This is a genomic window from Henriciella marina DSM 19595 (assembly GCF_000376805.1).
GTDB lineage: Bacteria > Pseudomonadota > Alphaproteobacteria > Caulobacterales > Hyphomonadaceae > Henriciella > Henriciella marina.
This window is the reverse complement of the sequence record NZ_AQXT01000002.1, coordinates 3,069,152-3,082,098: the sequence shown is the minus strand read 5'-3', so window position 1 is coordinate 3,082,098 and position 12,947 is coordinate 3,069,152. Positions and strand designations below refer to the sequence as shown.

General features: G+C 61.2%; 14 protein-coding genes. 5 read left to right on the top strand and 9 right to left on the bottom strand.

Annotated features, from left to right (window positions below; translation table 11 throughout):
* Positions 1 to 372 precede the first annotated feature (372 nt).
* The 4 genes from F550_RS0115360 to F550_RS0115345 all read right to left on the bottom strand — a co-directional run bounded on the left by F550_RS0115360 (position 373) and on the right by F550_RS0115345 (position 3,984).
* Positions 373 to 876 (bottom strand): YybH family protein, encoded by a 504-nt coding sequence (locus tag F550_RS0115360; RefSeq protein ID WP_156807963.1) that lies wholly within the window; start codon positions 874 to 876, stop codon positions 373 to 375.
* A gap of 91 nt (positions 877 to 967) precedes the next feature.
* Positions 968 to 1,438: a GyrI-like domain-containing protein gene (locus F550_RS0115355; RefSeq protein WP_018149467.1), complete on the bottom strand. Its 471-nt coding sequence runs from the start codon at positions 1,436 to 1,438 to the stop codon at positions 968 to 970.
* A gap of 15 nt (positions 1,439 to 1,453) precedes the next feature.
* A complete protein-coding gene (locus F550_RS0115350; protein ID WP_018149466.1) occupies positions 1,454 to 2,716 on the bottom strand; it encodes an MFS transporter in 1,263 nt (420 codons plus the stop codon).
* A gap of 221 nt (positions 2,717 to 2,937) precedes the next feature.
* A complete protein-coding gene (locus tag F550_RS0115345) occupies positions 2,938 to 3,984 on the bottom strand; it encodes an acyltransferase family protein (RefSeq protein ID WP_018149465.1) in 1,047 nt (348 codons plus the stop codon).
* 264 nt (positions 3,985 to 4,248) lie between these two features.
* Here F550_RS0115345 and F550_RS0115340 point away from each other — a divergent pair, with 264 nt between their 5' ends.
* Positions 4,249 to 4,944 carry a response regulator transcription factor gene (locus tag F550_RS0115340; protein ID WP_018149464.1) on the top strand — a complete coding sequence of 232 codons (696 nt, stop codon included), beginning with the start codon at positions 4,249 to 4,251 and terminating at the stop codon, positions 4,942 to 4,944.
* 15 nt (positions 4,945 to 4,959) lie between these two features.
* Here F550_RS0115340 and F550_RS0115335 read toward each other — a convergent pair whose 3' ends face one another.
* Together F550_RS0115335 and F550_RS0115330 are read right to left on the bottom strand one after the other, a co-directional pair.
* Positions 4,960 to 5,619 (bottom strand): M15 family metallopeptidase, encoded by a 660-nt coding sequence (locus F550_RS0115335; protein WP_407637660.1) that lies wholly within the window; start codon positions 5,617 to 5,619, stop codon positions 4,960 to 4,962.
* A gap of 83 nt (positions 5,620 to 5,702) precedes the next feature.
* On the bottom strand, positions 5,703 to 6,224 hold the full coding sequence (locus F550_RS0115330) for a DUF1993 domain-containing protein (protein WP_018149462.1): 522 nt from the start codon (positions 6,222 to 6,224) through the stop codon (positions 5,703 to 5,705).
* 145 nt (positions 6,225 to 6,369) lie between these two features.
* Between F550_RS0115330 and F550_RS0115325 the strand changes: the two genes are divergently transcribed.
* The 4 genes from F550_RS0115325 (at position 6,370) to F550_RS0115310 (ending at position 9,259) form a co-directional block, all read left to right on the top strand.
* The gene (locus tag F550_RS0115325; RefSeq protein ID WP_018149461.1) at positions 6,370 to 6,834 is read left to right on the top strand and encodes a peptidylprolyl isomerase; all 465 of its coding nucleotides are present in this window, start codon (positions 6,370 to 6,372) and stop codon (positions 6,832 to 6,834) included.
* 33 nt (positions 6,835 to 6,867) lie between these two features.
* Positions 6,868 to 8,478 (top strand): stimulus-sensing domain-containing protein, encoded by a 1,611-nt coding sequence (locus tag F550_RS0115320; RefSeq protein WP_018149460.1) that lies wholly within the window; start codon positions 6,868 to 6,870, stop codon positions 8,476 to 8,478.
* 80 nt (positions 8,479 to 8,558) lie between these two features.
* On the top strand, positions 8,559 to 8,963 hold the full coding sequence (locus tag F550_RS0115315) for a PTS sugar transporter subunit IIA (protein WP_018149459.1): 405 nt from the start codon (positions 8,559 to 8,561) through the stop codon (positions 8,961 to 8,963).
* Positions 8,960 to 9,259 (top strand): HPr family phosphocarrier protein, encoded by a 300-nt coding sequence (locus F550_RS0115310; RefSeq protein WP_018149458.1) that lies wholly within the window; start codon positions 8,960 to 8,962, stop codon positions 9,257 to 9,259. The genes F550_RS0115315 and F550_RS0115310 overlap by 4 nt, the downstream gene beginning before the upstream one ends.
* Positions 9,260 to 9,269: 10 nt before the next feature.
* On the opposite strand, the gene F550_RS0115305 is transcribed toward F550_RS0115310, so the two are convergent.
* The 3 genes from F550_RS0115305 to obgE all read right to left on the bottom strand — a co-directional run bounded on the left by F550_RS0115305 (position 9,270) and on the right by obgE (position 12,938).
* Complete coding sequence (locus tag F550_RS0115305; protein ID WP_018149457.1) at positions 9,270 to 10,655, bottom strand: SLC13 family permease; 1,386 nt, start codon at positions 10,653 to 10,655, stop codon at positions 9,270 to 9,272.
* A 124-nt stretch (positions 10,656 to 10,779) separates the two neighbouring features.
* Positions 10,780 to 11,895: a glutamate 5-kinase gene (gene proB / locus F550_RS0115300; protein ID WP_018149456.1), complete on the bottom strand. Its 1,116-nt coding sequence runs from the start codon at positions 11,893 to 11,895 to the stop codon at positions 10,780 to 10,782.
* The gene (obgE, locus tag F550_RS0115295) at positions 11,895 to 12,938 is read right to left on the bottom strand and encodes a GTPase ObgE (protein ID WP_018149455.1); all 1,044 of its coding nucleotides are present in this window, start codon (positions 12,936 to 12,938) and stop codon (positions 11,895 to 11,897) included. Before obgE ends, proB begins: the two co-directional genes overlap by 1 nt.
* Positions 12,939 to 12,947 lie beyond the last annotated feature (9 nt).

The window sequence follows — 12,947 nt, the reverse complement described above, 5'->3', positions numbered from 1 at the left end:
TGCCCGTGTTCGTCCCACACACGCAATAGCTACGCCAACCGGTAGGTCTTTAGCATATTAACCAAAATATGTCAGCGACACTTGGGAAAAATTCGCTTGCCTGGCGCGGCCTGACAGGCAGGTTCAGGCGCTTCCTACCGGGAATCCTGAATTTCATTGCGCCAGCAAGGCTTTAACCACGGCGATAAAACTTCATCGAGTACAGCAAGGTTTCGGAAATGGCTTGTGTCCGGGAACCGCACAAGTGTGCCAGTTTTGATCCGAACCGGACAGGCTAGCGCGCCGGAAGCGCCCTATCAGCTTCCCAGACGGGCGCCGACATACGTAGCTGGCGCGCCGCTCATTTTCTATCCGTCGACGAAGATCGCCCGGCTAGTTCCAGCCGTCAGCGAACGGACACGCATCCAGCAGCTCGGCGGCCGCCGGTGCGTTGGAATTGAAAATATCGACATCGACCAGCCAGTCGCCATTCTCCTGCAGCTTGCGAACTTCAAGGAATTTGCCAGCATCGACGCCATAGCTCTGCTCGCCGGTCGGGACGAACACACAGGAGCGGCCGCGTACATAGGCGGTGTCACCGCTGCCGCTGATATTTTCGATATCGAGCGCAATGCGGAAGCCATCTTCGTTTTCCGCTTCCCAGGCCGCGATGGCCTCACGGCCGATTACAGCGGGGTCGTTTGGCGGCATGAGGATCGCGTCCACCGTGAAGAGTTGAGACAGGGCCGTCCAGTCATTGGCGTTGTACGCCTCTACCCAGTCTGCAGACGCTGCCTCGATCATCGCGTGCTGATCGGTTTCCAGTTCCGGCGGCAGGGTCTGACACCCGGCAAGAAAAACCGTAGCAAGCGCGGCCGACACAAATACACTCTTCATCAAGTTGCCCCTCGAAACCTGGCCGGAATTGGCCTGCATTCTCTGACCAAAGCAAGATATGAGCCGGATTTTAGCGCAGCTGCGGCTGCCATCATCTCACGGCCCGCCACACCTCAGTGCGGACCTTGTCTTCCGGCAGGGTCGTTGGATCATCGGTATAAACCTCCCAGATCGGCATGGCGGGCGTCGCACCCGCCTCGCTTATGGCGGCCCACAGCGCCGAATGCGTCTGGTTCAGGCTGGCATAGGATCCGGAATGAACCGTCTTGATCGCTTCGCCCGCCGGAATGGTCCCTGCGATAATCGTCCCGGATGCCAGTGAGGCTTCAGCCGCATCGACAAAGAAACCCGCACGAAACGCCATCTTGCGGCCCGGACCGGGCATCTCCGCATAGACAGCGATCGGCATGCTGGCGGGCATGATTTTCTTCTCGCCGAAGAAACCGATGACCTCGCCAAATCCGGATTCCATGGCCGCCGCGATCCCCGCCGCGGTCAAATCGGCAGAGCGGTCGACATAGAGATAGGGTTGCGCGGCAAGCCTATGGCGTTCGATGTCCATGTCGCAGCCCCTCCCTCAGCCGGCCGGAGCGGCATCGATGTTCCGGCCCCAGACCCGCCAAGCAATAACTGACAGCGTCAGCAGCCCCCCTGACATGCACACGGCGAGCATCGCATTACCGGGCCAGCCTGCGAAATCATAGACGGCAGTGCCCAGGGAACTCGAAATGCCGCCGCCAATGAACATCATGACAATATAGATGGTCATCAGCCGGGTGCGGATATCTTTCTCAAGAGAGAGGAATGTCATCCGGTTACAGATATCGACCAGCGGCCCCAGAAGCGTCATCAGCACGACCGGGATGATCAGAAGCCAGAGATTATAGCCGAGCGGCCAGAGAAGGCAGACAGCGAGGAAATTGACGCAGGCCGCAACGATGCGTGCCTTGTACGGCCCCACCCTGTCGGCCCATCGCCCCAGTGCAGGCGTTGTAAGCAGGTTAAAGCCTGCAAAGGCCGCCAGATAGCCGACGACATCAACCCCGTAGCCCATATCCGGCAGGTGCAGGCCAAGCCCCATCCAGATCGACAGGAAAACCCCGAATCCAAGCCCCTGCATCGCGCCCGAGACGATAATTTCGGGATAGCGCTTCAACAGCGGGAACATCGATAAAAGCAGGCTGAAATAGCTTTGCTTGGGCCGGGTATCGCTGCCCGCCTCGCGCTCATCCATAAGGAAGGGAAGGAGGATCGACACGATCAGCATGAAGCAGGAGGCAATGTAATAGACCGTGCGCCAGCCAAACGTCTCCGCCACGATCCCGGCCCCGGCGCGGGCAACCAGAATGCCGCCAATGACGCCTGTCGTCAGCATCGCGGTCACCGCGCCCAGCCGCGCCGGGTCCACCCGTTTTGAGGCATAGGCAGGCAACAGATAAGGCGCGATCGTGAAGAAGCCGAGCACGGTCGAGGCGAGCGTGAAAAGCCTGAAATCGGTCGCGAAGGCCATCCCTGTGATCGACAGGAACTGGCCGGCCACCGTGATCGTCACAAGCCTTCTGTTCGAGACCCGGTCACCCAGCGGCAAAAGCAGGAAGACACCGAGCGCGAGCGCAAGCTGATTGGCGCCGGGCACGATGCCGATCACCGCATCGCGCACCTCAAAGCCGCGCGCGACCTCAGAGATGATCGGGTGAATGTAATAGGCGTTCGCTGTCACCACCGCAGACGCCAGCGTCAGAAGCAAGAGCTCGGTCGATGAAAGCCGACGTTCGTCGCCGGGCGCGTCGCCTGACGGATCTGACGTTTCGTCTGAAGCAGAAGGAGGAGGCGAAGCCATAGGTGTCCACCGATAGGACACTTCACAGGTGAAGCAAAGGTGACGCGCGCGTCAGCTATGGCGTTTGTGGTCGCCAGGCGGTCTGTCCACAGGAAAACTGGCGGCAAATCCAAAACACCGCCGGAACACCGCCCGTGCACCGTCCAGACACCGCCTTTTTCCCCTCATTTGAGAGGGGAACCGGCAGCATCATCCGACGGTAACCCCGCCGAATTTCCGCCTCAGGCTTTCACCGCCCCAATGCTGTCCTTCGCAGGACGCGCGCTCTTCGCGCCATTGATCCGCAAGAAGGCCGGACGCTCATAAAGGAAGCTGAGCGGGGTCTTTCGGATCACGAAGTGGAAGACCAGCGGCACAGCCACAGCGAAGACAAGGATCGCCAGCGACGCCCAGCCGATATCAGGGATAAGCCCTGTCATGGCGAGCCCCTTCTGGGCCACCTTCATTGGAATGAAGAAGGTCAGATAGATGACGATGGAATGCTTGCCAGCATAGCGCAGCGCGTTGCCGATCTCGAACCTGGCCAGCAAGGCTGCGACGGTCACGATGGCAAAAGCGCCTGCAAAACCAAGGATCAAGCTCACGACAGGCATGTCGCTGATGCCTGCACTTACAAGCTCACTGTTCCAGATTGCCCAGACCGCGAGGCCTGCCAAAGCTACCATGCCATGCTCGCGCATCGTGGTCGCCATGCGGAAGATAAGCGGGGCAAAGGCATAGCCTGCGAAGAAGAAGACATACCAGTTCGCAAACCGCTCGGTCACCGACCAGGATGGCGCGATCCAGCCTGCATAGAAGGCGATGTGAGCCAGGGCAGCAGCGCCGAAGACGGCCAGAACCGGCACACGGCGAAGGAGCCTCGTGACAAGATAGAAAAAGAGAAGCTGGTGAATGAACCAGAGGCTGGAGGCTGGAAAGACAAGTTGTTTCAAAAAGATAAGGCCAACCGCCGCAGGATCCGTGAGCAACAGGTTCGCCTCGAAAGCGACCGTCTGAAGGCCCAGCCAGAGCAGGTAGAAGTAAGCAAAATGGATGACTTTGCGGTCGATATAATCGACCAGCGGACCATTGATCGAGCGCGACAGGAAAAGGCCCGCAATCAGGAAAAAGTCCGGCATTCTGAAGGGTTTGGCGAAGGCGACGACGTCGTGCATCCAGCCGGTGCCATGCACCATCTCGCCATAGTTGAGCGTCGAATGCATCATCACCACGAGGATGATGCAGATGCCCTTGCCATAATCGACCCAGTCAATGCGATCCTTGGTCATTTCTTGTGTCCCTCAAGACTAGCCTGACAGGCGAGTTGCAAGTTTCGTGCACACTTGTGAGGATTACCTGTCCCCAATTGTGGCAACCCCCGCGCCTGATGCCCCCAAATTGCCCCATAGACTTCCAAGCCTTGCCACAGGCTAGGGGTCTGTTGTGACGGGGCCCGGGGCTTCCTCGAAGGCGCGAACCATGGTTCAACGCCCCGAATGAAACCGCCTGGCCTTGCGAACCGTATAGCTGGAATGGGTTGAGAGGAGGCTAAGATGACAACGCTGGCACTTGTGGACGACGACGAGAACATTGTCGCTTCGCTAAAGATGTTTTTCGAAGCCGAGGGCTACGAGGTCAAAACCTATCATGACGGGCTCTCTGCCCTGTCTGGTCTGACCGAAACCCCGCCCGACCTTGCCATCCTCGATGTGAAGATGCCGAAGATGGACGGCATGGAGCTGCTGCGCCGCCTGCGTCAGGCGTCAGAGCTGCCCGTGATCTTCCTTACCTCAAAGGATGAAGAGATCGACGAGGTCATCGGCTTCAATATCGGCGCCGACGATTTTGTCCGCAAACCCTGCTCCAACCGCCTCCTGTCAGAGCGCGTGAAAGCGGTTCTTCGCCGCTCACGCACCACAGAGGGACAGGTTGAAGAGGGCGACCAGAAGCCGATCATTCGCGGCCGCCTGACGCTCGACCCGAACCGCCATGCCTGCTCCTGGGACGGCGAACCGGTCCGCCTGACGGTGACCGAATTCCTGATCCTGCACTCGCTGGCCCAGCGTCCCGGATACGTCAAAAGCCGCGACCAGCTGATGGACGCGGCCTATGACGACCAGATCTATGTCGACGACCGCACCATCGACAGCCACATCAAACGCCTGCGCAAGAAGTTCCGCGAGGTCGATGACGAGTTCGACGCCATCGAGACCCTCTACGGCGTCGGCTATCGTTATAATGAGAGCTGAACCCGGTCTGACCGGTCACCTGATCACGAAGTCAAAATAGGTACTCGGATAAGGCTCATCGACGAGGGTGAAGTGCCACCACTCTTCCTTGAGACCTTTGAACCCGTGCGCCTGCATGATGGACTGCAGGAAGGCCCGATTGGCACGCTGCTGCGCGGTCGGGCGCGGGTCTGACGGCCACGAAATCGGATCGAACAGGTCGAAGGGGGAGCCCATATCGATTTCGTCGCCTGTTGCGATATCGACCAGTGTGAGGTCCATCGTGCTGCCGCGTGAATGCCCGGATCTTTCGGCGATATAGCCGAGGCTGAAGAGCTCGGCTTTCTCGACATTCGGATAGTAGACGGGCTTGGTGGACTGGTCTTCGAGGTCACCCGCCCAACGGCCAAAATGCGCGACAGCGCGCGCCGGGCGGTAACAGTCGAACACCTTCAGGCCGAGCCCAAATCCGGCGAGCCGCGCCTGCACCTCAACCAGTGCATCTGCTGCCTCACGCGTGAGCCAGCAGATCGGCGCCTCGTAACCATCAACCGGGACACCCACGAAATTGTCAGGCGTGTGGTAGCGCATATCTTCGATCAGGCCGGGGACATGATCGGCCAATCTTACAAATCCGTCCGGAGCCAAGCGCGTGCTCTCCTGTCCATTCGAGGGGGCACAGCCCATCAGGGCCATGAAGCAGATCGATATCAGATGTTTCATTGCGACCGTCCCCCAGAGCGCGCAGCAGGCTGATGTACGGTCCTGGCCGAGGCCGCTTACCGTTTCAGCTGCATCTGGCCGAGATAGTCGCGCTTGCCGAGCGGCACCGCTTTCATGCGCAGAATGTCATAGGCCGTCGTGGCGTGGAAATAGAGGTTCGGTTTGGCGAAGGACAAGAGGAAGCCTTCGGCGACGAATGGCATGGACATCTCGCCCATCTTGAACACGACGGCCTTGCCTTCCCATTCATTGACCTGATCGGACTTCATGGCCGCGATCGTCTGGGCAGTTTCGGCAAGCTTGGCCTGGAAGCCTGCATAGTCGAGCTTTTCGATCTTTGACGGCGGGCCGGTCTCTCCGCGGCGCACACCTTCGAGCGCCCCGAGCGAGTGGTGCATGACAGACTGAAGCTGGAAGGTCAGCGGCAGCATGTCCGAGTGGATACACTCGCTTAGGAGGTCGTCAGGGTTCAGGCCGCGCGCCTCATAATGCTGGGCGCCTTTCTCAAGAACGCTCTGCACAGAGCCGATAATCTGTTGCATTGGCGGGATTACGGCTTCGTAGAGTGAAAGGCTCATTGCGCTAGGCTCCTCCTGGTATCAAGCGACACCTGATCGCTAATGCCCCGACTGGGCTTATACAAGAGAGTGCGAACGGGGTTTGCGGGACCGGCCTCTGCACCTTATGCCGGAGCGCAAACCAGATGAAATACGGAGACCCATCATGGCTGACGCAGAAAACACCCTCCTCATGGAAACCACAAAAGGCCCGGTGAAGATCGAACTTCGCCCGGACCTTGCCCCCAACCACGTTGCCCGCATCAAGGAGCTCGCACGCGAAGGCTTCTATGATGGCATCGTCTTTCACCGCGTGATCGACGGCTTCATGGCGCAGTGTGGCTGCCCGAACGGCACCGGTACGGGCGGCTCCGACAAGCCGGACCTGAAGGCCGAGTTCAATGACGAGCCGCACGTGCGCGGCATCTGCTCCATGGCTCGCACCAATCAGCCGAACTCGGCCAATTCGCAATTCTTCATCGTGTTCGACGATGCCCGTTTCCTCGACAAGCAGTACACTGTCTGGGGCAAGGTCGTTGAAGGCATGGACAATATCGACCAGCTGAAGCGCGGCGAGCCGGTGAGCAATCCAGACTCGATCAAATCGCTGAAGGTTGAAGCGGACGCTTAAGGCGACAATCGGCAACCGGGCCCGGCAGGCAAGATGCAAGAGCCAGAGCAGAAACGCAGGTTTCTCGACCTTAAAGGCGCAAACCCGCTTTCATCGCGCATTGCGCGGCTCATCTTTGCATCCAATCTTGCCGGGCTCGCCATTCTTATCCTGGGCGCCATGGTGCTCAATGAGATGCGCGCGAGCTTTGTGGTCGCGAAGAAACAGGACCTTGTCGGACAGGCGCAGGTCTTCTCGAACCTGCTGGCGGAGGGCGCGACCTTTGGCCAGCCACAGCCTGTCATGGATGCCGATCTGGCGCGCGCAACGCTCGCCGACCTTTCCCTTCCCGTATCGGTCCGCGGCAAGGTCTACAACCCTGACGGCAGCCTGATCGGCGACAGCTATTTCCTGTCAGACAGGGTGGTCGTCTCTTCCCTGCCCCCGCTTCAGGAGCCGAGCCAGATTTCCCGCTTCGGCCGATCTCTCTCTGAATGGGCGGTATCTACGTTTGGCGCGATCGTACCCGACCGGGGCGGCGACGCCGTCCGGACCCAGACATTTGCAGATGAGTTCGCTGTCGCAGCCGCCGGCGCGGAAGCTGCGAGCCAACGTTTCAACGATCGCGGCCAGCGCATCATTTCTGTGTCCATTCCAGTCCAGCACGTCTCTGCCGTGGTCGGCGTCCTGACCGTTGAGTCCAATGATATCGACGAGATCATTCGCGCAGAGCGGGCCGCGCTTATCCCCTTTATCGGCGTGGCGGTTCTGGTCGCCCTGATCACCTCCACCCTTCTGACGATTGGGATTGCCCGGCCGCTGCGGCGCCTGTCGGCTGCGGCCGATGATGTCCGCTCAGGCTCGACCCAGCGGCTGAACCTGCCAAGGATTACGGGCCGGCGCGACGAGATCGGCGCGCTCGCCAATTCGATGGAGGCGATGACCGATGCCCTGTTCGAACGCATCAGCTCCAACGAACAGTTCGCAGCCGATGTTGCCCATGAAATCAAGAACCCGCTGACCTCAATTCGCTCTGCGGTCGAGACCGCCGAACGGGTCAAGGACAATCCTGAGGCCATGGCCAAGCTTCACAAGGTGATTGCCCATGATGTCGGACGGCTAGACCGGCTGATCACGGACATCTCGAATGCCTCACGCCTGGAGGCCGAGATCACGCGTGTGCCGACAGAGACAATGAACATCTCCCGTTTCGTGCAGGATATCGTCTCCACCTATGAGCATCTGAAGCTGGACGAAGCCGGGCCAAGCGTCTCGTTTGAGGACGCGACGATGGGCGCGGGCCTGCGCGTACGCGGGCGCGAAGGCCCGCTTGGCCAGGTGATCCGCAATTTGATCGACAACGCCCTGTCCTTTTCACCTGCCGATGGCACCGTCGCTGTCAGGGTCGACCAGAACCGGATCGGCCCGCAAACCACGGCGCGCATTATCGTCGAGGATGAGGGCCCCGGCATTCCGGGCGACAAGCTGGAGAAGATTTTCGACCGCTTCTATACCGACCGCCCGGCAGGATCAGCCTTCGGCCGGAATTCAGGCCTGGGCCTTTCCATCGTCCAACAGATCGCGGCGACCCATATGGGCGAGGTCTGGGCGGAAAACCGTGATGCAGGCGGGGCACGCTTCATCGTCGAATTGCCCGCGAGCTAAATAACTGGCCACGAAACTGTCTTGACCTACCGTCAGGAGCTGTCAGCATCCTTTAAGAGGGAGGACGGAATAAAATTCTAATGATTGGTATTGTCGTGGTGAGCCATGGAAAGCTGGCGCGGGAGCTCGTCAGGGCGACCGAACACGTTGTCGGTGAGCAGGACTTTTTTCGGTCTATTTCGATCGAGCCGGAAGACGATATCGATGCGCGCCGTGAGCAGATCCGCGAAACCGTCGCCGCCTGCAACTCGGGGAAAGGCGTCATCATCGTCACCGACATGTTCGGAGGGACACCGTCCAATCTCGCCATCTCCGTCATGCCCGACGCCAAGATCGATGTGATCGCGGGCGTGAACCTGCCAATGCTGATCAAGCTGATCGAGGTGCGCGAAGATGTGAAACTCGACGAGGCGGTGAAGGCCGGGCGCGATGCGGGGCAGGCCTATATCCGCATCGCCTCTGAAGTGATGGACAAGACGCCGTGAGCACACAAGGGGACAGCACGGTCGAGCGGCGCCTTCGTATCGTGAACCGCAAGGGGCTGCATGCCCGCGCATCTGCAAAGCTCGCCAGGCTTGCGGTGACGTTGCCGGAGCAGGTCTTCGTCATCCGCAATGAAGAGGTGGCCAATGCCCATTCCATCATGGATCTCTTGATGCTGGCCGCCCATCAGGGCAGCGAGGTCGATGTGCGGGCAAGCGGGCCGGATGCGGCAGCTGCCGTGGATGCCGTCTGCGCCCTCATCGCCGATGGCTTCGGCGAGAATGATGAGGACGATTAAAGCCGCGCCCTTACAGGAATAGCGGCGCCAGCCAATAGCCGATCGCGCTGATAATCACGATCCCGATGAGGTTTACACGCAGGCCGCGCTTCATCATCTGGCCGATGGATATTTCTCCGCTGGCATAGATGATCGCGTTCGGGGCGGTCGCGACTGGCAGCATGAAAGCGCAGGATGCCGCAACCGCAGCTGGCCCAAGCAGACTTTCAGGGGCCGCGCCGACGCCGATTGCGAGCGCGCCGAGGATCGGGGCGAGCGTCGTCATGGTGGCAACGTTGGACGTCAGCTCTGTCAGAAAAATCACAAGTGTCACGACGGCCACAATAAAGACGAGCGGCGGCAGGACAGAGAGCACGCTGAGCTGTTCGCCAATCCATGCCGAGAGGCCGGTGCGGGTGACGGCATTGCCGAGTGCGATCCCGCCCCCGAACAGGATGAGCACTCCCCAGGGAAGCCGCTCTGCCTCCTCCCAGTTGAGAAGCGCGCGGCCTTCGGACTTGCCCGCCGGCACAAGGAACATCAGCACGGCCCCGAAGATGGCGATCATCATGTCGACCTGAGCGCCGCTATAGCTGGACAGGAGCGGCCAGCCAGCCGTTTCAAGCGCCCCCACGATGATGAGGCGCATCACCCAGAGAAATGCGATGAGACCAAAGACAGCCGCGGCCCGCGCTTCGGACGTCGAGATGCGGCCGAGCCCGCGGCGCTGGTCTTCGATTTCGGCATGGGCGGCGGTTCCTGAGGCGCTCTTGGGAAGCTCTCGTGTGACGGCCCACCAGGCAGCGGGCACCAGCACGCAGGCGGTTGGAATACCGAACGCCATCCATTGCGGAAAACCGATGGTTGCCCCGGCCTCGGCCTGCAGCCAGTTGATCGCGATGAGATTGGTTGGCGTGCCGATCGGCGTGGCGACACCGCCAATGGACGCGGCGTAACAGACGCCGAGCAAGAGCGCGACAGGAAAGGCGCGGTCCTCCCCGCCGACGGCAGCGGCGGCGGAAAGCGCGATGGGGACCATCATCAGCGTGGTCGCGGTGTTTGAAATCCACATGGAGAGGAGCGCGGTCGCGACCATGAAGCCGAGCACCAGCATTCGGGGCGCTGTCCCCACACGGGTCACGACATTCAGCGCAATCCGCTTGTGCAGACCCCAGCGCTCTATTCCCATTGCGATGACGAAGCCGCCGAGCAGCAGGACCACGATATGGTGCATATAGTCGCCGCCAACGGTCCGGGGCGTGCCTGCATCGATGAGCGGCAGGACCACGAGCGGCAGCAGGGATGTCGCCGGGATCGGGATGGCTTCTGTGGCCCACCAGAGGGCCATCCAGACCAGAAGACAGGCCGTCCCCCAGGCGGGCCAGCCAAGACCTTCAGGTGTGCCTGCCGCCGCCATGAGCAGCGCCAGCAGCGGCCCGAGCCACAGTCCAATACGCTTCGGTGTTATGGCCGTCCTCCCTCAAAGACTTGTGCACCGACACTGGACAGTCCCGGCGTGCCTCGTCAAGCGGGCGGCTGGTTCAACTGTCGAGAACAAGGTCATCCCGGTGGATGACCGCGGGGCGGCCACGATAGCCAAGCCGGGCTTCTATGTCGTCGCTATGGGCGCCGGCCAGACGCTGAACGTCAGCGGCATCATAAGCGGTGACGCCCTTGGCCACCAGTTCCCCGCCAGGCCCCTTGATGGCGACGGCTGCGCCCTTTTCAAAGCGTCCCTCCACTCCGGTGACGCCGACTGCAAGCAGGCTGGAGCCCTTCAGCAAGGCGCGCATGGCCCCCTGATCGACAAGCACCGCGCCCTCTGGCGTCAGATGGCCCTTGAGCCAGGCCTTGCGAGCGGTGTCAGGCGAGACAGGCGGGATGATCCAGGTGGCGCGCTCGCCAGATTGCAGGGCGTGAACCGGCCTGGGCCGCTCACCCAGCGTGATCGCCGTGGCACACCCTGCCCCGAAAGCAATCCTGGCGGCGGCAAGCTTGGTCGCCATGCCGCCTGTTCCGACGCCGGTATCGGCGTTGGCGTTGCCTGCCATGGCGTCGTGTGCGTCTGTCAGCTCGAGAAGTTCGCCAATATGAGTAGCCGCCGCGTCCTTGCGCGGATCGGCAGTATAGAGACCATCGACATCCGAGAGGAGGATCAGGACATCGGCGCTCAGCATCTGCGCGACGCGGGCGGCCAGCCGGTCATTATCGCCGTAGCGGATTTCTTCTGTCGCAACGGTGTCATTCTCATTGATGATCGGGATCGCGCCTGCCCCCAGCAGCGTATCGAGGGTCGCGCGCGCATTCAGCCAGCGGCGGCGGCGTTCTGTATCCTCGAGCGTCAGGAGCGCCTGGGCCGCCTTGATGCCATGCGGTGCCAGCGCATCGGCAATGGCCGACATGAGAAGCGGCTGGCCGAGCGCGGCGGCGGCCTGTTTCTCTTCCAGTTTCTTCTGGCTGCCTGGCCCCAGATGCGGGCGACCGAGCGCAACCGCGCCGGACGAGACCCAGACGACATCCTTGCCGCTCTCTCTCAGGGCGGCGATGTCTGCCGCAAGCCCCTTCAGCCAGTCATGGCGCGGGGCGCCTTTCGCCGCGATCAGCGAAGAGCCGGTCTTGATGACGATCCGGCGGGCCTTATCGAGCGGCGAGCCCATCAGGGATGCCAGTCCTCGTCTTCTTCGGCGGCTTCTTCGATCTCTGCGGCGTGAAGCTCGCCCAGATGACGGGCGAGCGACATCAGAGCCGCGCGCACGCCGGTCCCGGCAACCGACGAGAGCCGCATGGGCGTGTGGCCGCAAGCGGCTTCCAGCTCTGCTGCCTGCTCGTCGACCATGTCTTCAGTGAGGGCATCGATCTTGGTGAGGGCGACAACTTCGGGCTTGTTCGCCATTTCGGGCTGATAGTCCTCAAGCTCCTTGCGGATCGTGCGCCAGGCCCCTCCGACATCGTCCTGCGTACAGTCGATGAGGTGGAGGAGCACCTTGCAGCGCTCGACATGGCCGAGGAAGCGGTGGCCGAGCCCTGCGCCTTCTGCGGCCCCTTCGATGAGACCAGGAATATCGGCCAGCACAAAGCGTGTGCCGGGCCCGAGATCGACCACGCCAAGACCAGGATGCAGCGTCGTGAATGGATAGTCGGCAACCTTTGGCTTGGCGGCCGTTGCCGCGCGCATGAAGGTCGACTTGCCCGCATTGGGCAGGCCGAGCAGGCCAGCATCTGCGATCAGCTTCAGCCGCAGCCAGACTGTCCGCTCCTCACCTTCCTCACCCGGATTGGCGCGCCGAGGGGCGCGGTTGGTCGATGTCTTGAAGTGGAGATTGCCCCAGCCGCCATTGCCCCCACGCGCCAGCAGGATGCGCTGGCCGACTTCCGTCAGGTCGGCGATCAGCGTTTCCTGGTCTTCCTCGAAAATCTGTGTGCCGACAGGCAGTTTGACGATCTTGTCCTCGCCGCCGCGGCCATGGCGCTGTTTGCCCATGCCGTGGCCGCCGCGTTCAGCCTTGTGATGCTGCTGGTAGCGGTAATCGATCAGCGTATTGAGCCCTTCGACAGCCTCTGCGTAGACATCGCCGCCATTGCCACCATCGCCGCCATCGGGCCCGCCGAACTCCACATAGGCTTCGCGCCGGAATGAGGAACTGCCCCGTCCGCCATCGCCGGCCTTCACATAGATCTTTGTCTGGTCGAGAAACTTCATTGTGTCGTC

Coding starts and splice junctions, on each gene's coding strand:
- F550_RS0115360 (WP_156807963.1), bottom strand. CDS start 876: ATGAAGAGTGTATTTGTGTCGGCCGCGCTTGCTACGGTTTTTCTTGCC.
- F550_RS0115355 (WP_018149467.1), bottom strand. CDS start 1,438: ATGGACATCGAACGCCATAGGCTTGCCGCGCAACCCTATCTCTATGTC.
- F550_RS0115350 (WP_018149466.1), bottom strand. CDS start 2,716: ATGGCTTCGCCTCCTCCTTCTGCTTCAGACGAAACGTCAGATCCGTCA.
- F550_RS0115345 (WP_018149465.1), bottom strand. CDS start 3,984: ATGACCAAGGATCGCATTGACTGGGTCGATTATGGCAAGGGCATCTGC.
- F550_RS0115340 (WP_018149464.1), top strand. CDS start 4,249: ATGACAACGCTGGCACTTGTGGACGACGACGAGAACATTGTCGCTTCG.
- F550_RS0115335 (WP_407637660.1), bottom strand. CDS start 5,619: ATGGCCCTGATGGGCTGTGCCCCCTCGAATGGACAGGAGAGCACGCGC.
- F550_RS0115330 (WP_018149462.1), bottom strand. CDS start 6,224: ATGAGCCTTTCACTCTACGAAGCCGTAATCCCGCCAATGCAACAGATT.
- F550_RS0115325 (WP_018149461.1), top strand. CDS start 6,370: ATGGCTGACGCAGAAAACACCCTCCTCATGGAAACCACAAAAGGCCCG.
- F550_RS0115320 (WP_018149460.1), top strand. CDS start 6,868: ATGCAAGAGCCAGAGCAGAAACGCAGGTTTCTCGACCTTAAAGGCGCA.
- F550_RS0115315 (WP_018149459.1), top strand. CDS start 8,559: ATGATTGGTATTGTCGTGGTGAGCCATGGAAAGCTGGCGCGGGAGCTC.
- F550_RS0115305 (WP_018149457.1), bottom strand. CDS start 10,655: ATGGCGGCGGCAGGCACACCTGAAGGTCTTGGCTGGCCCGCCTGGGGG.
- proB (WP_018149456.1), bottom strand. CDS start 11,895: ATGGGCTCGCCGCTCGATAAGGCCCGCCGGATCGTCATCAAGACCGGC.
- obgE (WP_018149455.1), bottom strand. CDS start 12,938: ATGAAGTTTCTCGACCAGACAAAGATCTATGTGAAGGCCGGCGATGGC.